This window comes from Hymenobacter sp. BT188 (genome assembly GCF_014333585.1).
GTDB lineage: Bacteria > Bacteroidota > Bacteroidia > Cytophagales > Hymenobacteraceae > Hymenobacter.
Map to the genome: position 1 here is coordinate 353,142 of NZ_JACSCW010000004.1, position 20,210 is coordinate 373,351.

General features: G+C 54.0%; 19 protein-coding genes and 1 other RNA gene. 11 read left to right on the plus strand and 9 right to left on the minus strand.

All coding sequences use genetic code 11. The annotated features are described in order from the left end of the window. Positions 1-80 precede the first annotated feature (80 nt). Positions 81-419, plus strand: a complete 339-nt coding sequence (gene gldC, locus H8B13_RS12950; protein ID WP_187311229.1) for a gliding motility protein GldC — start codon at positions 81-83, stop codon at positions 417-419. Positions 420-489: 70 nt separating this feature from the next. Here gldC and H8B13_RS12955 read toward each other — a convergent pair whose 3' ends face one another. The 5 genes from H8B13_RS12955 to H8B13_RS12975 all read right to left on the minus strand — a co-directional run bounded on the left by H8B13_RS12955 (position 490) and on the right by H8B13_RS12975 (position 6,286). After that, positions 490-1,023, minus strand: coding sequence for a hypothetical protein (locus H8B13_RS12955; RefSeq protein WP_187311230.1), 534 nt, complete (start codon positions 1,021-1,023; stop codon positions 490-492). Positions 1,024-1,238: 215 nt separating this feature from the next. After that, a complete protein-coding gene (gene dcd / locus H8B13_RS12960; RefSeq protein WP_187311231.1) occupies positions 1,239-1,775 on the minus strand; it encodes a dCTP deaminase in 537 nt (178 codons plus the stop codon). A gap of 82 nt (positions 1,776-1,857) precedes the next feature. Further along, positions 1,858-2,718, minus strand: coding sequence for a hypothetical protein (locus tag H8B13_RS12965; RefSeq protein ID WP_187311232.1), 861 nt, complete (start codon positions 2,716-2,718; stop codon positions 1,858-1,860). Between the two features lie 268 nt (positions 2,719-2,986). Continuing rightward, positions 2,987-4,315, minus strand: a complete 1,329-nt coding sequence (gene hemL, locus H8B13_RS12970) for a glutamate-1-semialdehyde 2,1-aminomutase (RefSeq protein WP_187311233.1) — start codon at positions 4,313-4,315, stop codon at positions 2,987-2,989. A gap of 63 nt (positions 4,316-4,378) precedes the next feature. Beyond that, positions 4,379-6,286, minus strand: a complete 1,908-nt coding sequence (locus tag H8B13_RS12975) for an ABC transporter substrate-binding protein (protein WP_187311234.1) — start codon at positions 6,284-6,286, stop codon at positions 4,379-4,381. Positions 6,287-6,589: 303 nt separating this feature from the next. Here H8B13_RS12975 and H8B13_RS12980 point away from each other — a divergent pair, with 303 nt between their 5' ends. Beyond that, positions 6,590-7,294 (plus strand): DUF1361 domain-containing protein, encoded by a 705-nt coding sequence (locus H8B13_RS12980; RefSeq protein WP_187311235.1) that lies wholly within the window; start codon positions 6,590-6,592, stop codon positions 7,292-7,294. A gap of 204 nt (positions 7,295-7,498) precedes the next feature. Here H8B13_RS12980 and guaA read toward each other — a convergent pair whose 3' ends face one another. Continuing rightward, a complete protein-coding gene (guaA, locus tag H8B13_RS12985; protein WP_187311236.1) occupies positions 7,499-9,031 on the minus strand; it encodes a glutamine-hydrolyzing GMP synthase in 1,533 nt (510 codons plus the stop codon). Positions 9,032-9,248: 217 nt separating this feature from the next. Here guaA and ffs point away from each other — a divergent pair. The 5 genes from ffs to H8B13_RS13010 all read left to right on the plus strand — a co-directional run bounded on the left by ffs (position 9,249) and on the right by H8B13_RS13010 (position 12,119). Beyond that, an RNA gene (gene ffs, locus H8B13_RS12990) (signal recognition particle sRNA small type) lies at positions 9,249-9,345 on the plus strand. An 83-nt stretch (positions 9,346-9,428) separates the two neighbouring features. Further along, positions 9,429-10,085 (plus strand): fructose-6-phosphate aldolase, encoded by a 657-nt coding sequence (fsa, locus tag H8B13_RS12995; protein ID WP_187311237.1) that lies wholly within the window; start codon positions 9,429-9,431, stop codon positions 10,083-10,085. Between the two features lie 85 nt (positions 10,086-10,170). Beyond that, positions 10,171-10,374 carry a fructose-6-phosphate aldolase gene (locus tag H8B13_RS13000; RefSeq protein WP_187311238.1) on the plus strand — a complete coding sequence of 68 codons (204 nt, stop codon included), beginning with the start codon at positions 10,171-10,173 and terminating at the stop codon, positions 10,372-10,374. A 91-nt stretch (positions 10,375-10,465) separates the two neighbouring features. Further along, positions 10,466-11,170 (plus strand): cell division ATP-binding protein FtsE, encoded by a 705-nt coding sequence (locus H8B13_RS13005; RefSeq protein ID WP_187311239.1) that lies wholly within the window; start codon positions 10,466-10,468, stop codon positions 11,168-11,170. Positions 11,171-11,219: 49 nt separating this feature from the next. Beyond that, positions 11,220-12,119, plus strand: a complete 900-nt coding sequence (locus H8B13_RS13010) for a glycosyltransferase (protein ID WP_187311240.1) — start codon at positions 11,220-11,222, stop codon at positions 12,117-12,119. Positions 12,120-12,198: 79 nt separating this feature from the next. Here H8B13_RS13010 and H8B13_RS13015 read toward each other — a convergent pair whose 3' ends face one another. Then, positions 12,199-13,140, minus strand: a complete 942-nt coding sequence (locus tag H8B13_RS13015) for a hypothetical protein (protein WP_187311241.1) — start codon at positions 13,138-13,140, stop codon at positions 12,199-12,201. A gap of 164 nt (positions 13,141-13,304) precedes the next feature. Between H8B13_RS13015 and H8B13_RS13020 the strand changes: the two genes are divergently transcribed. Genes H8B13_RS13020 through H8B13_RS13030 form a run of 3 tightly spaced genes read left to right on the plus strand, consistent with a single transcriptional unit; the run spans position 13,305 to position 16,288 of the window. After that, positions 13,305-14,474 carry a DegT/DnrJ/EryC1/StrS family aminotransferase gene (locus tag H8B13_RS13020; RefSeq protein ID WP_261990359.1) on the plus strand — a complete coding sequence of 390 codons (1,170 nt, stop codon included), beginning with the start codon at positions 13,305-13,307 and terminating at the stop codon, positions 14,472-14,474. Further along, complete coding sequence (locus tag H8B13_RS13025; RefSeq protein WP_187311242.1) at positions 14,471-15,514, plus strand: Gfo/Idh/MocA family protein; 1,044 nt, start codon at positions 14,471-14,473, stop codon at positions 15,512-15,514. Before H8B13_RS13020 ends, H8B13_RS13025 begins: the two co-directional genes overlap by 4 nt. A 51-nt stretch (positions 15,515-15,565) precedes the next feature. Continuing rightward, the gene (locus H8B13_RS13030) at positions 15,566-16,288 is read left to right on the plus strand and encodes an EcsC family protein (RefSeq protein ID WP_187311243.1); all 723 of its coding nucleotides are present in this window, start codon (positions 15,566-15,568) and stop codon (positions 16,286-16,288) included. Between the two features lie 62 nt (positions 16,289-16,350). On the opposite strand, the gene H8B13_RS13035 is transcribed toward H8B13_RS13030, so the two are convergent. Both H8B13_RS13035 and H8B13_RS13040 read right to left on the minus strand, forming a co-directional pair. Further along, positions 16,351-17,898, minus strand: a complete 1,548-nt coding sequence (locus H8B13_RS13035) for an alpha/beta hydrolase family protein (RefSeq protein ID WP_187311244.1) — start codon at positions 17,896-17,898, stop codon at positions 16,351-16,353. 108 nt (positions 17,899-18,006) lie between these two features. Next, the gene (locus H8B13_RS13040) at positions 18,007-19,011 is read right to left on the minus strand and encodes a fasciclin domain-containing protein (RefSeq protein ID WP_187311245.1); all 1,005 of its coding nucleotides are present in this window, start codon (positions 19,009-19,011) and stop codon (positions 18,007-18,009) included. 246 nt (positions 19,012-19,257) lie between these two features. On the opposite strand from H8B13_RS13040, the gene H8B13_RS13045 reads away from it, so the two are divergent. Then, a complete protein-coding gene (locus H8B13_RS13045) occupies positions 19,258-20,133 on the plus strand; it encodes a hypothetical protein (protein WP_187311246.1) in 876 nt (291 codons plus the stop codon). Positions 20,134-20,210: the final 77 nt, after the last annotated feature.

The following is a 20,210-nucleotide window of genomic DNA, read 5'->3' on the forward strand; positions in this document are numbered from 1 at the left end:
AAATGGCTGATCATTCTGCTGGCAACAACATGGCCGCAACGATCAACCATTTAACTCAAGGCTATTTAGCAATTCAAGTAATGAAGAAATCTGAAATTCGCTTTAGTATTGCCCTCGACGATCAGAAAGTTCCGGAAGCCATCAGCTGGCAGGCTACTGATGCTGGTCCCGATATTCATTTCGCCAAAGCCATCAACATCGCTCTTTGGGACCGAGACGAGCGGGGCACTATGAAAATCGACCTCTGGACCAAGGAAATGCCCGTTGATGAGATGAAGCGCTTCTACGTGGATACCATCGGAGCAATGGCAGAAAGCATCACTACAGCTACCAACGACAAGGTTATGGCCGCCAAAATGCAGGAGTTGTGCCGTACGCTCATGCAGCATCTGGAGGAAGAAGAAAGCAAGAACAAGTAGTCTGCTTCCATATATCATAAAAAAGCCCCCCAGAAAGTTTCTGGGGGGCTTTTTTATGATATATGGGGTGCTATCGGTTACCGGAACTAGAAGCAGAACGAGTAGGGGTGGTTGTTTTGGCCGGGCCAATGGTGGCACCCTTACTGTTAGCTGGTAGCGGATTCTTCACCGAATTCACGAAAAGGAAATCGGAAGCCGTAGCCGCATAGTCTTTATCATACTTATAGAAAGAGCTACGAGAGCTATAGTAGTCGCTGTACTGGTTGGTCGACAACACAGCAGTTAACTCTTTGTCGCGCTCTTTGCACACACCTTTGCACTTCTCTTCAATGAGAGTGGGGTTGCCAGCATGTTGCTGCTCGATGGCAGCCATCTTAGCAACTTTATCTTCATTAATGGCGCGCAGCTTAGTGGCCTGATAGCCATTGAGACGCAACTCCCGAGCCATTTGATCGGAGAGACGTTGGGCACGCTCCTGCACGGCGTTCAGTCGTGGGGTAGGGCGGGTCTGGTCCTGCGGCATAGAGGCGACAGGCTTCTGTTGAGCCTGCGCACCGAGAGCAACGGTGAGAGCCAGGGTAGCGGTGGCAAGTGTCTTTCTCATCAGTGTCAGTCGTTTATCAGCTCCTAAATCAATTGTTACTGGTCGGGACAGCATAAAGCTTGCGACAACAGTCGTGTATGATAGTAACGAAAAACTGTGCCAGTGGGTTCAGCACTCACCTAATGAAGCACGGCTATTAGCCAAATTTTTATTTTCATTATCCAGTAAGCGCACCTACATAACTACTTATTTGGCCCAGGTACTTCAAGCCTTTCTTACCATACATTTTTCCACATCATCGACTCAACGGGCTTATCGGTGCGCTCATTGTACTTAGCGTTAGCTTTTCGATTGTAGAATGTCTGCACATCTCCTTGCACAGCGAAATAGATAAGCTGACCGATAGGCATGCCAGGATAAACGCGCACCTGTTGGGTTACGGATATTTCGAGCGTCCAGGTGTTGCAAAAGCCTACGTCGCCTTTGCCGGCAGTGGCGTGAATATCGATACCAAGGCGGCCTACGCTGGATTTACCTTCTAGAAATGGCACCTGCGCGTGGCTTTCCGTGTACTCCTCCGTTACGCCCAGATAAAGAGTGCCAGGCTGAAGCACGAAGCCCTCGTCGGGCATTTCAAACACATCAATCTTATTGTGGGCACGAGCGTCGAGTACAGCATCGCGATATGTTGCGAGGTAGCGGCCCAAATGGACGTCGTACGAATTAGTGCCCAAACAAGCCCGGTCGTAGGGCTCAATGACGATATTGCCCCGCTCTATTTCGGCCAGGATCTGCTGATCAGTAAGAATCATATTTCAAGTAATAAAAATGGATTAACAATTAAGAGGCATTGTAGTGAGCCGTATTTGCTCACCGCTTAAAGCATCTTGGCTGTTAATTGTCTTCCTCTTCATAGCGGTCTTCGGGTAAGTCCATCGCATCGCGGCGCGGTGTGCGGCGCTGAGCCTGCGGATCTATTTGATCAGCTAACCCATCTAGACGGGCACGAAGATCAGGCAGCACACTCACGATCAGATAAACTAAAAGCAATGAAGACGTACCGGCCAGCAGGAGTGTAAAGTAGTCAACCCAATCGTGGCGCTTGGGGCTGTCGGTAGTACTAGTGGGCGTGGCAGGAGTAGATTCCGGCGCTCCGGCCTCCGGCTGCGGGGCGGGGTCTTCGAGCGGTTCGGTCGGTGCTGCCGCTTCCGGATCAGCATCAACATCGGCGGGAGGCACAGCCGCGCCATCAGCCGCCAGGTCTTCCGGGGCCGGATCTTCGGATGCGTTAAATTGGGCAGTAGATTGTTTGATAATCCGCTGCAAAGATCGAATAAGTGCCACCCGCTCATCGCGGGGTAACACGCGGATAAAGAACTCAAAGTTCTTGTCGATCAGGACGGAGTTGAGCTGCTTCTGAAACTCGGCCAAATCGCGGCGACCCTTGCCAAAACGGTTCTTAAAGCGCTCCGATACATCGTTGTAGTTTTGAAACAGCTTCTTCAGGTCAGCGTTATTATTGAAGTCGTCAAACTCGCGCCGGGCTTGGTAAGTGCGAAGCGTAACCGGAAACTTGCGCCGGGTAAACGACTTGTCGTACACGGTTTCCATGGTACGAAAGTTTAACTCATCAATGCTTCGGTCAAACAAGCGCTTGTTGGCCTCCGCGGGTGTCTGGGCTTGTGCTATTTGTGAGGCAGGCACGAGCAGGCACCACAACACAAATAAGGAAGAAAAGAGACGAAGTTGGGCCATAAGAGGAGCTACAGTTTGGCCGCAAAGGTAACCGCTAGCTCATGGCTACGATAGAGAAAGGCAATATTTGAGCAAAAAGCGACCAACCTTGTCAAATAACTGGTAAATGCAGGCAAACCGAATACTAGCTCTGACTATTACCGCAGAAGCCAATGGCTTGTCTATTTCTTTTCCAAGCATTCCCGTTTGCCCCACGCGCGATTCCCAATTCACTAAAAAAGCCCCCAGAAAGTTTCTAGGGGGCTTTTTTACCTTACAAATCATTCGTTTATAAGCCGTGTGCTTCTCGCATAGACTCCTGACAGGCTGTGAGATACACATCTACCAGCTCGTCGGTGATGGCGGTACTAACAAACAGCGCTTCGTATTGAGCCGGTGCCAGGTATATACCCCGGCGCAGCATAGCCTGGAAATAGCGACCAAATGCTTCTGTATCAGAAGTTTTGGCGTCCTCAAGGTTGTGAACTGGCTTATCAGTAAAAAACACGCTGAACATGGAGCCAACACGGTTGACAGTGTAGTTCAAGCCAAGGTCGGCAGCAATCTGGCGAGTGCCATCAGCCAGGCGAGCGGTGATGCGGTCGAGTTCGGTGTACAGGTCAGGGTTTTGCTGCAAATAAGTTAGTTGAGCAATGCCAGCAGCCGTGGCAATAGGGTTACCGGAGAGCGTGCCGGCCTGGTAAACTTTGCCAGCGGGCGCTACATTGTCCATGATATCCTGGCGGCCACCGTAAGCGCCCACAGGCATGCCGCCGCCGATGATTTTGCCCAGCGTCGTCATGTCCGGCTTGATGCCGTATAGCTCCTGCGCTCCACCACGGGCCAAGCGGAAGCCAGTCATTACCTCATCAAAAATTAAGACGATGCCGTGCTCGGTGCACAGATCGCGAAGAGCCTGTAGGTAACCTTCGGCTGGCGCTACCAGTCCCATATTTCCGACAACCGGCTCTAAGATAAGCGCTGCTACCTGGCCCGCGTTGGCCTCAATAGCATGCCGCACGGCCTCTGTATCGTTGTAAGGAACAGTGATTGTATCGCGGGCGACGCCAGCAGTCACGCCCGGCGAATCGGGTGTGCCCAGCGTGAGCGCGCCACTGCCGGCCGCAATAAGGAACGAGTCGCCGTGGCCATGGTAACAGCCTTCAAACTTGATGATTTTGTCGCGCCCCGTGTAGCCTCGCGCCACGCGGATGGCCGACATGGTAGCCTCCGTACCAGAGTTTACTAGCCGCACTTTTTCGATACTGGGCACCATGGCTTTAATCAACTCGGCCATTTCTACCTCTCGCCGAGTCGGAGCTCCAAATGACAAAGAGCTAGGAATGGCCGCCTGCACAGCCTCGACCACAACCTGTGGGGCGTGACCCAAAATCATTGGACCCCAAGAGTTTATAAAATCAAGGTACTTGTTGCCATCTACATCCGTGAGCCAAGCGCCCTGCGCTGACTGCATAAATACCGGATGGCCGCCTACGGCTCGAAAGGCTCGTACCGGCGAATTAACACCGCCGGGAATATGGTTTTTGGCGCGAGAAAAAAGAGCTTCGCTAGTGGTAAGAGTAAGCTCAGGAGCAGGAGAGAGTGATGTTGAGTTCATAGGGATAAAACAGAGAACAGGCGTAAAAGTCTAGATAAAGTAAGGCGAATACTGGTGCTCAGCTTAACGGCCGCCTACCGGATTCTGCACTTCTACTTCCAATCGTTCAAGCTTGATAAGCGGTACGTATTGATTGTCGTGGGCGCCGTTAGGATAGCCAATACCCTGAAAAAGAACGCCCGAAATTGGGCCGGATGTGGCCAATCCCTGTTGAAACGCAGGGCCGTGCTGATGCAACTGGTGACCAAAGTAGTACAGCAACTCAAATCCCGAGTGAGCAAAGACGCTAGGGGGCAAATTGTGGCGCTGCACGTACAGTTGGCGAAAGCGACGCACCCCAAAACTTGTAGGGTCAAGGTACTTGCGATGAATCAGATACACATCGCGCGCATCGAGGCGGCTGGGGTTCACCGACGGGTTCTCCAGCCACGAACCGTAGGTAATAAGCGGCAGTTGTGCAGCCTGGTTTTGGAGATGCTTAAGCGTATACGCCCCGGCCTTGCGGTTGTCGGAAGCAACAACTAAATGACCCAGGCTAGCTAGGTCGACACCCGTAAAGCCGGCTATCAACGACTCTTCTAGGTTGGAGTTGAGACGCCGCAACACTTGTACTTTGCCCCCCAGCGCTTCGTAAGCCGTTTTGTAGGCTTGCGCGAAGGCTAAGTCGTCGCTGGTGTCTTCGTGAAGTACCGCCGCCGTGCGGCCGCTGAAAGTGCGAAAGGCGTACTGAGCCGCTACCTGGGCCTGCGTTGCCATACTGGGCTCGAACAGATAATGCCAGTTGTTGCTGATAATCAGGTTGCCATCCTGCGAAAGCGGATTGATGGTAATAATCTGCCGCTGCTGGGCATAGCGGGCCAGCAGTTTGCTGCCCGACTTATAAATGGGACCGATAATCATGTCCATACTGGCCAACTCAGGTAAGGTGAGCACTTGCTTCAACTGGATTGTGTCGGCGCCGGTATCGTAGGCAAAAAGCTGCACGGGGCGACCTTCACGCTGCAAGGAGTCCTGGGCGAGCAGCAAGCCCGCATACAGGTCCGTAACAAATTGATTGCGACGCACTTTCTCCCAGCTTGGGTCATTAAATTCGAAAGGCAGAAGGACGGCTACTCGGTAAATGGCCTTTTTCTGAGCCTGGGGAATAGCCGAATAGCGGGCCCGGTCGAGGGAAAAATCTTTGATTAATTGCTCCAAAACGGGCTTGTCAGCTTCTGTATACCAACCACCGGCTATCAGCTTGTCGGCGTAAGCTCGCCCTACGGCCGCATCTTTGGGATAGCGCTGTAATAGGTTCTGAAACAGTGCTTTATCCTGAATGCGAGCCAAATAAGTAGCCTTCATGCCTTCCTGCTCGGCAGCAAGTGTCTTGTTCGGAATCTGTTCAAGCACCTGCAAAGCGTTGTCGGGCTCGCCCTGCTCAAACGATACTTGTGCTTGCAGGAACATGGCCTCGGGTAGGTTCTCCCATTTATCGTACTCGGCGCGAATCAGATTGAGCATTTGCTCTGCCTCAGCCCACTTCTTAGCGCGGGTAGCGGCTACAGCATACAAGTAAGCGGCCTCAGCGCCACGCTCGAAGCGAGCCGCAGGGGGCGTAAGGGGCGCCAGCTCCTGCATCGCTAAGTCGTAACGGCCTTGGTCAAGCAGCACCTTGCCGTTTTGGTAGCGCGTGTTCTGATCGGAAGAGTTGAGATTGGTGGGGAGAGCGGGGCGGGGTTTCCCTGTAGCCGTTTTTGGCGCCGTGGGGGGCAATTTGCGGGCTGTGGTCGGTGTTGTTGGCTTATTGGTAGTTACGGCTTTAGTGGAAGCTGTACTAGCGGTCTGGGGGGCTTTTGTGGTCGCCGGCTTTGTAGTAGCTGGTTTGCTGGCCGGCCGAGCGGGTGTCGTCTGGGCCGGTGTTGGCGCTACAGTCAGGCACCAAAAACAACAAAGGCAGGTAAGTAAGCGAAGAGAGTACATGTGCCTCATAGAGGAGGGGCAATGGAATAAGGGGGAGAGAAAACGCGCGTTTGGGGAATGCTCACGCGCGCCATACAAAGGTACGCAGGATCGGCGGGGATGATATCTGCCGAAGGCTTGCTGATTGACTGCTGTGGCCGCTAGGAGGCAAATTTTTGAATTCACGTCCAGCAAGTGGCGCAATCAGTGGCTGATAGAACCCAGCTCTGAGTTTCCAAGTCAAGTCTTATCTTTAGCAAGTGTGCGCGGCTCGGCTATACCCAAATGGTGCACTTGGTCGTTACGGTACTTCTCTCATCGCTTCGCCTGCTTATGCCTGTTTCTCTGCCTCAGCTACCTTCCACAACTCATCTGCGCCAGCGTCTCGGACTGCTGTTTGTGCTGGGCGCATCCATTACCCTGAGTGTCGTGCTGATTACTTTTCGGGTATTCATGACGCAGGAGCTGACGTTTGTGTTCCTGCTGTGGAACCTGTTTTTGGCCTTGATACCATTCGGACTTAGCACCATGCTGGGCCTGGCCGCCGGACCGATTCGGCGACGCTTGTTGTTGCCAACGGGCGCTATCTGGCTGCTGTTTTTTCCGAACGCGCCCTACATTCTCACTGACTTATTCCATCTGGCTGAGCGCCCCGGCGTGCCTTACTGGTACGATCTGGCTCTTATCCTGACCTGTGCTTGGAACGGGCTGATGCTGGCTTACGCTTCCCTTATCGAAATGCAGGGCCTGGTGCGGCGTCGCATGGGCACTATAGCCGGTTGGAGCTTTGCCACAATAGCCATTGTGCTCAGTAGCTTCGGTATTTATTTGGGCCGCTATCTGCGCTGGAATAGCTGGGATGTATTTACCAATCCGCTCACCTTATTCTATGATATCCTGACCCGGATAGTGCACCCCTTTGCTCATCCTACAACCTACGGCGTGACTATTCTATTTTCGGCTTTCTTAATGCTCGGCTACCTGACAGTCCGGCAGTTGTCAGGTTCACACAGAATAGAGGAAGATCGTTACATGTAGCGTGAGGTAGCTTAGCCAATGAATATACACTCATAAAAAAGTCCCCCAGCAATCTGCTGGGGGACTTTTTTATAGCATATGGCTTAAGAGGAGCAAAAGCTCTAAAGGAGACTATTACCTAGATCAGTAGGTTAAGAAGTGCCTAATAAATAAATGATATCAGTTTCCTATACTTGGATTTTATTTATTGTGTGTAAACCTAGTCTATTCCCACTCAATTGTAGCGGGTGGCTTGGAGCTGATATCGTACACCACGCGGTTGATGCCGCGCACTTGGTTGATGATTTTATTAGATACGTGGGCTAAGAAGTCGTAGGGGAGGTGAGCCCAGTCAGCGGTCATCCCGTCTACGCTGGTCACGGCGCGCAGAGCTACTACCTGCTCGTAGGTGCGCTCATCACCCATCACGCCTACACTCTGAATAGGCAGAAGCATCACGCCCGCCTGCCAGATTTTGTCGTAGAGGCCATACTCGCGCAACGAGTCGATGAAAATAGCATCGGCTTTCTGAAGCAGCTGTACCTTCTGGGGCGTGATGTCGCCAAGAATACGGATGGCCAAGCCCGGGCCGGGAAAGGGGTGACGATTCAGGATGTCGGGGGGCAAATTCAGGGCCGCACCTACTTCCCGCACTTCATCTTTGAAGAGCATCCGCAACGGCTCCACCACATTCAGGTTCATCAGCTCCGGCAAGCCGCCCACGTTGTGGTGGCTCTTGATGGTCACGGCTGGTCCCTTCACTGATACCGACTCAATGACATCGGGGTAAATGGTACCTTGGGCTAGCCACGTGGCGCCTTCTACCTTTTTGGCTTCGCGCTCAAATACCTCAATAAAAGTACGGCCGATGGCTTTGCGCTTTAGCTCCGGGTCAGAAAGACCAGCTAGGGCCGAATAGAATTGCTGCGAAGCATCTACGCCGCGCACGTTCAGGCCCAACACTTCATAGGCTTCCAATACGCCCTCGTACTCATCTTTGCGCAACAAACCATTATCCACGAAGATGCCGTGCAGACGTGGGCCGATAGCCTCGTGCAGCAACAAAGCCGCCACGCTTGAATCGACGCCACCGGATAAACCCAGAATTACCTGGTCGGTTTCGCCGATAGTGTTCTGCAAGGCCGCTACCATGCTGCTTACAAAATGCTCGGGCGTCCAGCTTTGGTCGCAGCCGCATATATCGACTACGAAGTTGCGCATCAGCGTTTTGCCTTGGGTAGAGTGCGTTACCTCGGGGTGAAACTGAATGCCGTAGGTGTCCTGGCCAGTAATATGATACGCAGCCACATCTACCTCGTGCGTGCTAGCGATGATTTCGTAGCCAGGGGGCAACGTTTTGATCGTATCGCCGTGCGACATCCAAACCTGCGATTCGAGGCTCAGCTCGCGCATAAGCGGGCTGCCGTGGTCGAGGTGACTGATGCGGGCGCGGCCATACTCGCGGATAGTAGCGGGCAATACTTCGCCGCCTCCCTGCTGAGCCAGCAGCTGCGCGCCGTAGCATACACCCAGCACCGGTACGCGGCCGAGGTATTGACTTAAATCAGGATTGGGTGCTTCAGGGTCGCGCACGGAACATGGGGAGCCTGAAAGCACCACGCCCCGGATATCCTCAGTGAGGGCCGGGGCGTGCGTGTAGGGATGAATCTCGCAGTAAACGTTCAACTCGCGAATGCGTCGGGCAATGAGCTGCGTGTACTGGGAGCCGAAATCAAGAATCAGAATCTGTTGGGGCATGGGCAAAGGTAAGGAGGCTAATGCGAGCGTGCAAAAAGAGCGCAGATGCTATTTATACAAGGCGAAAAAGCGCTGGTTTTCGCAACTGGCAGATTCTGGCCATTCACAGGTGGACAAGCAGCAAAGTGAAGTGGTTGATACTCTGTGATTAGCTGTCATATCATAAAATAATCGGGACAAAGGGCTTCATCTGCCGAATCTGTAGCCTATCTTTGTAACGGCGAGTCAGAACGACCAGCTCCTGCTGAACTCCCCCAGGACCGGAAGGTAGCAAGGGTAGGCGGTTGAGCGGTGCGATTTTGGCTCGCTTTTTTTTGCCCATGCCCCAACGAAACCCAGTGCCGCGTTTGCCGGCAAATGGGTAGCTTTGGGGCATTCTCTTGTAATAACCTGCCGCATGAAATTCTTCATTGATACCGCTAACCTCCGTGAAATTCAGGAAGCCGTCGAACTCGGTGTACTGGACGGAGTAACTACCAACCCATCCTTGATGGCCAAAGAAGGCATCAAAGGCATGGACAACATTATGGCCCATTATCGGCAGATCTGCGAGATGGTAGATGGCGATGTGTCGGCCGAAGTTATTGGTATTACCTTCGAGGATATGGTGCGCGAGGGCGAGATGTTTGCCGAACTGCACCCCAATATCGTAGTGAAAGTGCCCATGACCCGCGACGGGGTGAAAGCCATCAAGCACTTTTCCGAAAAGGGCATCAAGACCAATTGCACCCTGATTTTCTCGGCTGGGCAAGCCCTGTTGGCCGCCAAAGCTGGTGCTACTTACGTGTCACCCTTCGTGGGCCGCTTAGACGATATCGGGCACGATGGCCTGGTGCTGGTTCAGCAGATTGTGGATATTTTCAGCAACTACGGCTACCCAACCCAGGTGTTGGCCGCATCGGTGCGCCATGTGCCGCACCTGATTCAGTGCGCTGAAATCGGGGCTGATGTGGTGACTTGCCCACTCAACGTCATCACCGGATTGCTCAACCACCCGCTTACCGACAAAGGCTTAGCGCAGTTCTTAGCCGATCATAAGAAGGTGAACGGATAATTCTGTTAGGTACTGGAGAGTTAGAAGCGAAGAGCAACTTCTCGACTTTTAACTCTCCAGCTTTTACATCCTAGCTTCTCTCCCTATGTACATCATCAAAGTAAAAGGCAAGGCAAAAATCCCGGATTATATTCAGCTCCGCGACGAGGAATTTGTGCTGATTGCCTACTTCCGCGCCGACCGCCCTTTGAAAGATTTGCACCGCTACGGGCTGGAAGGCAAGGAAGACGCTTTGGCCGGGGTTATTGCCGGGCTGGAATTTGGTAAGCTGCAAAAGCTGGAAGTCTGAGCTTTTGCGTTAAAAAAGCCCCTCAGCCATTGCATTCATTGATTTGCCCGCTGTGGCAATAGGCTCAGATTCATTTCGCGTTATAGTTACTATGTCAGATTCCGCCGTACCCGTTGTTGAGCTCCACGACGCCTACATTATGCAGGACGTGAATACGGTACTGCAAAAGATCACCTTCACCCTCGAAAAAGGCGAGTTCGCTTATCTGGTGGGTCGCACGGGGTCGGGCAAAAGCTCGTTGCTGAAAACCTTGTATGCCGATTTGCCGCTGGGTGGGGGCGTAGGTACTGTGGCCGGTTTTCCGTTGCAAAAGCTTAGCTCCGGCAAGGTGCCGTATCTGCGGCGCAAGCTGGGAATAATCTTTCAGGATTTTCAGCTGCTTTTCGACCGCACCGTGGCCGAAAACCTGATTTTCGTATTGAAAGCAACGGGCTGGAGCGGTAAGGCCCGCATTCAGAATCGCTTGTCGGAAGTACTGATGCGCGTGGGCTTGGCCAACTCGGCCAGCAAAATGCCCCACCAGCTTTCGGGTGGCGAGCAGCAGCGGGTAGTCATTGCCCGCGCCTTGCTCAACGAACCTTTGCTACTGCTAGCCGACGAACCTACCGGCAACCTCGACCCCGAAGTAGCCGCTGACATCATGCGTTTGTTTGTGGAAATCAATAATGCGGGTACGGCCGTGCTCATGGCTACGCACAACTACCAGATTATCCGTCAGTACCCGAAGCGGGTGCTGAAGTGTGAGAACGGGCAATTGATTGATTCAGCCCAGGTTTCCTTCAAGCTGACTGAATAACGAATTCAGCAACCGGCCAGCCAACCCTCAAAAGACCCCGCTTACGTGTATGCCCGGTCTGTCTATTCTGATTCCTGTTTTCAATCGTGACGTTACCAGTCTGGTACAGGCATTAGCGGAGCAGGCACCGGATTGGGACGGAGCCATAGAGATTATCTGTCTGGATGATGGCTCTGCGGAGCATTACCGGCAACTCAATCGGAAGCTGGCTAATTCGCTACAAGTAATTTATCAGGAATTACCCCATAATGTTGGGCGCTCGGCTGCGCGCAACCGCTTAGCTGCTATTGCCAGCCAGCCGTGGCTTCTGCTGCTGGACAACAACGTAAATCTGCCTGATACGCGCTTTTTGGCGCGTTACGCCGCAGCCATTGCCCAGACGAAGGCTCCCGTGCTGGTGGGCGGCACTACATACACTTCCTCGTTGCCCACCGATGCTGCCACCTACCTGCGTTGGCACTACGGACGCAGGCGGGAGGCTTTTTCCGCGTCGGTGCGTCAACAGAATCCTCATTCTCAATTCAAGCTTAAGAATATTCTGCTGAAAGCGGATGTACTCAACCAGGTAAAACTGGACGAAACGCTCACGCGCTATGGGCATGAGGATACCAAATTTGGGTGGCGATTACAGGCCGCAGGAATTAGGGTGCAACATCTGGATAACCCTGTGCTACACGATGGGCTGGAGGCTGGTGAGGCTTTCCTGCTGAACACTCGTCAGGCTGTAGAGAACCTGGTGTACTTATATCGCAGTGAAGCCTTGGGGATTGATACCAAACTGCTGCGAGTGGCTTTGCGCCTGCAACGCCTCGGTTTAGGTACGGCTACGCGTATTGCATTAGGCCCAGTTGAGCCGCTACTTTGGCGTCAGTTACTCGGGCCTACTCCTCAGTTGCGAAACCTGGATATCCTGAAGTTGCTCTGGGCACTGCGGGCTTTGAAACAGTGACTACTGAAAACTCCCAAAAAAGCCCCCCAGATATTTTCTGGGGGGCTTTTTTGGGAACTGAAAACTTGAAAATGGCTACTTAGTCGTTGTCAGTGTTTTTTACTTCCGACTTTACTTCTTTGTAAGCACCTTTTACGGCGCTACCTACTTTCTTGCCTACTTTAGCGGCACCTTTACCAACATCTTTGCCGGTTTCTTTAACATCAGAAGCGGTGTTGCTAACGGCCTGGCCTACTTTGCTGCGCTCGTCGGCGGTTTCTTCTTTCACTTCTTTGGCCTCGCCACTCACGGCATTGGCTCCTTGTGCGGCGCGCGCCTGTGTTTTATCAACCGACTTGAAGGCAGCATACTTCAGCTTTTCCTTCTGAATAGCTGCTAAGTCATTGGCACTGATGTCGCCTTTTACGGCATCATATGCCTCATCCAAGGCCCGCCACTCGGCATTGATGTAACGCCAATCGTCAATGTCGTAGCGGTCTTCGTTCTGCTTGATCATTTGCGTGAAGTTCTCGTACGTCTGACGAGCGTTGGCGGCAGTGAGCTGAGCAGCCGGATTGGTGGGCTTATAGTATTTGCCCACTTTCATCGTGCCTGCGCCACTGGCTACGCCAGTAGTAGCGTCGGTGCCGCCGGTAGTAGTGCCGGCAGTATTGGTTTTGTTGCGCCACGCCTGGTCGCGCTGATCATACGCGGTGGTGTAACGGGTCCGAAGCTGCTCGATTTCCTGACGGCGGGCCTCGTCGTACTGGTCGGCGTACTGATCTACGGCCGCTACTTTGGCATCGTAGTCGGCCTTCATCTGGGTGGTTTCACGCTCGTAATCGGCTTCAGCCTGATTGCTGGCCGCCTGTGCTTTAGCTTCCGATTCGGCAACAAAATTTTTGAAGTCGTTGTAGGCCTGGTCGCTTCCCTGCGAAACCTCCGCGCGGTCTTGGCGCGAACAGCTGGCTTGCGAGAAAGTGATGCCACCAGCCATCAGCAAGAGGGCCAGGGTATGCATGGTTATTCGTTTCTTAAACATGGCAGTAGGGTGTTAAGTCTGAAATAAAATGATCAGTGTGGAAGCCTGATCCTCGGTTGGCTAAACGCAGGCGCACGGGTAGTGGTTGCGTGCCCTTTGGGCTGCTAGTTTGGGCGTTGCAGCTATATTTGGTGCTTAGCGCCCACTCTTCATTTGCCTGCCCATTGCCCACCAATCTTGTGCCGCCCGCCCCCATTCGCATGCTGGATCTGGCAACTCAGCACGCTCCCCTGCAACCCGCCCTCGACGATGCCCTGCGTACCGTGCTCCAAGAAGCGGAGTTTATTAATGGGCCGGCCGTAGCGGCCTTTGCTCAGGAGCTAAGCGCGTATCTTGGCGGCCCTCATGTAATACCCTGCGCCAACGGCACCGACGCGCTCCAACTAGCGCTGATGAGTCTGAATTTGCCCCCTGACGCTGAGATTATTCTTCCTGCGTTCACCTACGTGGCCACCGCTGAAGCCGCCGCCGTGCTGGGCCTGCGGCCGGTGTTCGTCGATGTATTGCCTACCACTTTCTGCCTCGATCCGGCGGCGGTAGAAGCGGCTATTACACCACGTACGGGGGCAATACTAGCGGTGCATTTGTTCGGTCAATGTGCTGATCTGGAGGCTCTGAAACAGATTGCAACTAGGCGTGCTATTCCGCTGATTGAGGACAACGCTCAAGCTATTGGCGCTACGTATCGGTTTGCTGACGGCCAGCAGACGTATGCAGGCACAGTAGGAGAGGTGGGCACGACATCCTTTTTTCCGGCCAAAAACCTCGGAGCCTTCGGCGACGGCGGTGCCATTTTTACGCATGATGCCGCCCGAGCTACCTACCTGCGACAACTCGCCAACCACGGCCAAACCCGCAAGTATCACCACCAGCACATCGGCCTCAACTCCCGCCTCGACACCCTGCAAGCCGCCTTGCTCCGCGTAAAGCTACCGCATCTACCAACCTGGACTGCCGCCCGCCAGCGCATCGCTGACTATTTTGATGCGGCGCTGGGGGGCATTTCTGGCCTCTGCATTCCATACCGCGATCCACAGAGCAGCCATGTGTTTCATCAATACACCTTGACCCTGGAAAAAGCCCCCCAGCGCGACCAGGTTCAGGAATATCTGCGGGCGCACGGCGTACCGAGCATGGTATATTATCCGGTGCCAGTGCACTTGCAGCCTGCCTATGCCTACCTTGGCTACCCGGCTGGGCAGTTTCCGGTGGCCGAGCAATTATGTGATACGGTGCTATCGTTACCCATTCACCCGATGCTGAGCGAGGCGCAACTCCATTATATTACTTCTACTGTCCGGGCGTTTTTCAATTTAACTCGCTCTCTTGCATGAGTATACTATTACCCGTTGGGGCCAAACAGGCTGAAGTTCGTTTTGTGATTTGTGGGGTGGGCCACATCGGGCGACGCCACGCGGCGCTAGTGCAGCGCCAGCCGGGCGCTACGCTTACCGCTTTAATTGATGCGCGGACGGAGTTGCATACGGAACTGGCCGCCGAATTTGTTGGGGTGCCTTTCTTTACTTCGCTCGAAGAATACCTCGCCCAAGGTCCCGCTGCCGATGTGCTCACCGTAGCCACGCCCAACTATTTGCACGCACCACAGGCCATTGCCGGTTTGCGCCGTGGCCTGCACGTGCTGGTGGAAAAGCCCTTGGCCCTGCGCACCGCCGATGCCGAGCAGATTCTAGCTGCCGCCGCGCAGGCCAGCCGATTGGTAGTTGGAGTAATGCAGAATCGCTACTCACCGCCGGCCGTTTGGCTGAAGCAAGTGATAGAGGAAAACCGGCTGGGGGGCATTTTTATGGTTCAGATCAATTGCTTCTGGAACCGCGACGCCCGCTACTATCGCCCCGACAGCTGGCACGGCACCCGCGCCAAGGACGGCGGTACCCTCTTCACCCAATTCAGCCACTTCATCGACCTACTCTATTGGGTTTTCGGCGACGTTACTAACCTCCAAGCCCACTTCCACAACTTCAATCACCAGCATCTTACTGAGTTTGAAGACAGCGGCCTCGTGACTTTCGACTTAGTGCGCGGGGGCACCGGCACCCTGCACTACAGCACCGCCGTCTGGGACCGTAATCTGGAAAGCAGCCTCACCGTCATCGGGGAGCACGGTAGCCTGCGCATCGGTGGGCAGTACATGGATAAAGTGGAGCACTGCCACATCCGTGACTACGAGTGCCCGCCGCTACTGCCCACCAATCCTGCCAATCACTACGGCTTCTACCAAGGCAGCGCCGCCAACCATGTACAGGTGATAGAAGAGGTTATTGAGGCTGTTAGGAGTGGTGACTCATTTCAAACGAACGCTCGGGAAGGGGTGAAGGTGGTGGAAATTATTGAGCAGATTTATAGCTTGAAGTAACGTGGGGGAGCGTAGATATAAACTACTTATCGGTTTTACGTAACTACCTACATGGACTTCCCCGACCAACAAGTTCTCACCGAACTCCGCGCCTGGCAACAGCGCATGCAGAAGTCGCCGACGCTGCTGAACCGCTTCACGCGGCGGGTGCAAATTCGGTTGAATGCCCTGCTGCCCGAGCGCGTGCATGAGGCCATTACGACGGCTATTCGGCAGATGGTGCGTGGGGTGTTGTTTGGGTCGATGCACACCACGCGCCAGCCACTGCTGGAAGCGCCTTGGGCGGAACGGGAAACGGCCGTGCGCACCCGTATTCGCTACTACCGCAACACGGCGTCGGCCGAAGGGGCTGTAACGGGCGCGGGGGGCTTTTTGCTGGGTCTGGCCGATTTTCCATTGCTGCTGGGCCTCAAGCTCAAGCTGCTCTTCGACGTAGCCGCTCTCTACGGCCACGATGTGCGCGACTACACCGAGCGGCTTTACCTGCTGCACATCTTCCAACTGGCTTTCTCCAGTCAACACACCCGCAACGAGGTATTCCGCCGCATCGCCAATTGGGACGAGTACCGCCACACGCTGCCTACTGACGTGAACGAGTTCGATTGGCGCACCTTTCAGCAAGAGTACCGCGACTATATCGACCTAGCGAAACTGGCCCAACTGGTGCCCGTGATTGGGGCAGCAGTGGGAGCAGTGGCCAACTACCGCCTTATCGAGCAGCTTGGCGAAACGGCCATGAACTGCTACCGAATGCGCCAGCTAAAGAAAAGCTGAACAGTCGGTAGAGCAAGGAAGGTACCATGTAATTGAAAGCCATCCCCAGGGGAATTGCGAGCCTATTGAGCAAACGTCTGACGGATGAAAGCCAGAATGTCTTGCTGCACCGCAGGAGCAACTATTGGTTTGGGTTCGCCGCTAATTACGGGCCATTCCATTATAGGCGCTTGAAAAAGGTGGTTGATGCCCTCCAAACGGATAGCCTGCACGCGCTTATTGGCTTTTAGACCTTTTTCCAGCAGCGTCAGGTTCGACAAGTTGACTTGGGTGTCGTCGGTGCCGTGCAGCAATAGGACGGCCGTAGTTACCCTGCTTAGTTCTGGCTGCGGATTGAAAGCCATGTAAGATCGGTACCAGGGGGAGGTCATCTGGGCAGCTCTGGTTTGCGCGGCCTCCAGTGGCAGGCTGCGGTTGAGCTGGCTAATCATGTTGGTGAGCATGGCCTGCGCCTGGGCGTTGTCGGGGGTTTGGCGAATAACTTCCAGCAACGTCTTCTGCTGCTTAATAATTGCTTCCTGCCGTTTTTTATCGGCAGCCCGCAGGCGTGCCTGCTGCTGTGTCATGTAGGTTTCTATTTGGGCGGCGTTGGCACCCTTGGCTCGCAGCTCAGTGGCCTTTAGGTCTAGCTCCTGCTGTAGCTTAAGGAGCTGACGTGCCCGGTTTTCCTGCATGGTATCAGCTTCCCCAGCCTGTAAAAAGACCCCTGGCTGATGGAGTAGCAACTCGTCGCCCACAGAACCCGAAGCGGCTAGAGCAATAACAAAATTCGGTGGCAACGGCTGGGCCGCCGCCAATAGCGCGATATTGCCGCCCTCGCCATGCCCGATTAATCCCAACTGACTGAAGTCAATGAGGGAGCGGGTGCGCAGAAAGCTAAGGGCTGCTTGGGCATCTTTTACCAGGTCGGCGGTGGTAAGGGCGGTTAGGCTGCCCGCCGACTGGCCCACTCCACGGTCGTCGAGGCGGAGTACAGCTACGCCGCGGCGGGTAAGGTAGTCAGCCAGGGCATTAAATAGCTTGTACTCACCCAAACTCACGTCGCGGTCGTGGGGGCCCATATCGGAAAGTAGCACGGCGGCCGGAAAAGGACCTTCACCAGGCGGAATAGTGAGAGTGCCGCTCAGGCTAGTTTTGTCGCGTGGGCTGGTCAACACGACATCCTCCACCCGGTAGGGCGGCGGAAACTTGAAGTTTTTGGGTGGGCTGGCGGGCGGCGGAAAAAAGTTTAGCGCCAGAGTCGTTTGATAACCCTGCTGCTTCCATTTTCCCTGCACCTGCTTGCCGTCGGGGGTCCGCACGCAGGTGTAGCTGCAACCCAGTTCGCGGGTTTCAAATATGAGGGTGTCAGCTTTCACATCTACCGTCATGATTGCTCGGCTGATACGCTGAGCGGGCACGTCGAGCACGGCGAAACGAGTACCATTGGTCAACTCCGTAACGGTTATGCTGATGGGGAGGCTGCCCCCTGGAACGGTAAGCGAGCCTTTCCAATCGCCCTCCAATGAAATTGGGCCGCCAATTGACGCTTGGGCAGAAAGGAGGAGGGGCAGGGATGTAAGCAGAACGCGGCACCAGCCCAATAAGGAGCCGGTAAATATCTTCTTCATGTAATAAAGTGGGCAATTGCCTCCTCCGGGGTTAGCCAGAAAAGGCTTAGTGAGCAATAGGTAGTAGAAGCGCAGGGTAATCGGGGCAGGGGAAGCGGTATTGTTCGGCTATTGAGGTAGCAGCACGCGGTCAATCACGTGTACTACACCGTTGATGCATTGCACATCGGGAATAACCATGGAGGCAGTGGTAGCACCATTGCCGGCACCGCGTACAGGCAGCACACCATTGTTGTAAGCTCCCAACAAAACGGGTGTGTTGCCAACCGACGTAATGGAAGTACTCTCGGGTAATTCGGAAGTGAATTTGCCCCCCAGCACCACATGGTTGAGCAATACGCTGGTAACTACTTCCTTCGGTAGCTTGCGGATGTCGGCTGGGGAAGTAGAGGGCGTGCCCAGTAATTGAGCGAGTAAATCCTTGAAGGCCTGATCGGTGGGCGCAAACACTGTGAGCGGGGCACTGCCTGGCGTAGCAGACAAGGCTCCAGCCAAGTCGCAGTAGAGCACAGCTTCTACCAGATACGTCAGCTCGGGCTTTACAAACACTTGGGCGCGGCTCAGCGCTATGGCCGACTGCACGATGTCGGCCCCGGTAGCCAACAGCACCTTGTCGATGACGTGAACTGTGCCGTTTGAAGCTTTTATATCTGTACTGACAATGCGTGAGCCATTCACATAAAGGTTGCCACCACGTGTCACCATGCGCCGGGTAAGGCCAAGCACGGAGGGCGTGTTAGTACCAGCCGGCAGCGCACCGATAAGGCGGGAACTGTTCGCGACGTGGTACTGAAGCGTGGTGGTAAGAAAAGCCGTTTGCAGCGCATTAAGGTCGCTGGCGCTACGCAAACCTAAGCGGCCGAAGGCGTCGTTGTGGGGGGCAAAAACGGTGAAATTTCCCTTGCCTTCCGGGTCATTAGGGTTCTTGTTGGTCAGCACATCTACCACGCCGCCACGTATGGCTGCATCTTCCAGCAGACTAAAATCACGGCCCGCTACCGCCACGCCCGCAATAGACGGATCGGCTTCTGATTTCTCGTCAGCGCAGCCAGTCAGTAGTAGAGCAACAGTTAGCAGGCCCGCTACTACCTGACTATGAAAAGAAGAATACATAAAATGTGTTAAGTGCAAGATTAAGAGCAAAAAATATAATTGATCTAATGGAGATGCCCAATAAACGAAACGGGTGTGCACTTGGATTTAGCCACTAAAAATATTTTTTGTAGCTAAATCCAAGCATAGAATCGGCCTCGTATGGTGCGACATAATAACTGCGGTAGAAATGCAGGATCATTGCATTTCTACCGGAGAAATCGTCTGTAAATTATTCTGCTTCAACTCATTGACCTCAAGCAACACATGCAACAACATTACTTTAAGTATTTTCTCCTGCATATAGCGGTGCTCCTGCTCACCGGACACCTGCAGGCTCAGAGTTTAGTGAGTGGTTTTATGGTTGGAAAAGGGCACGGCTCAGTTGCCTTCACGGGCACCGCCGAGCGCTACAAGAGCGTGTATCTGGTTCCCGAAAAAGTGCAGGGAGTACCTGTTTTCAGGGAGATAAGGGTTTCGTCGCTGAACGTGTACACCACTTATGGCATCACCGACCAGATAGAAGCTACTATCAGCCTGCCCTACATCAAGTCGGAGGGCAAAGGCAACAACGAAGGCTACACCAATTCCCGCAGTGGCCTGCAGGACATTTCAGGCTTACTTAAATTCAAAGCTTTTACAACTGAGTTAGGCGGTAGCGTGCTCGACTTATTAGGAGTGGTAGGTGCTAGTACGCCCGCCAGCAACTACCAGTCGAATACCGGCTTGGAGTATATTATCGCTATCGGCAACCGCGCCACTAAGCTCAATACCTTGGGAATTGCGCACCTAAAAATGGCTTCGGGCGTGTTCCTGACCGGACAGGCCGGCTATAGCTACCGCAATAAGCAGGTGCCTAACGCCTTTATTGCTGATGCCAAAGTAGGCTATGCTGGTCTGAAACTGTACGCCGAGGGTTGGGCATCCTTTCAGCAGTCAAGCAGCAAAGGAACCGATATTTTGCAGCCCGGCTTCACCGGCGATTTTACGGCTACCCGCGTCAACTACACCCGGGTGGGGATGAGCGTATTCAAGCCCATCGCCAAGGGGTTTGGGGTGGTGCTCGGGGCTAGCCAGTATGTGAGCGGCCGCAATTTGGGCCAATCGACCGGGGTGTCGCTCGGCGCTTCCTACAACTATTAAAAATGCCCTTATTGTCTTACTGAACCCTTCAGTCGCCGAGCAAGCATTCGGCGCTGGGGGGCTTTTTAGTGCCCGAA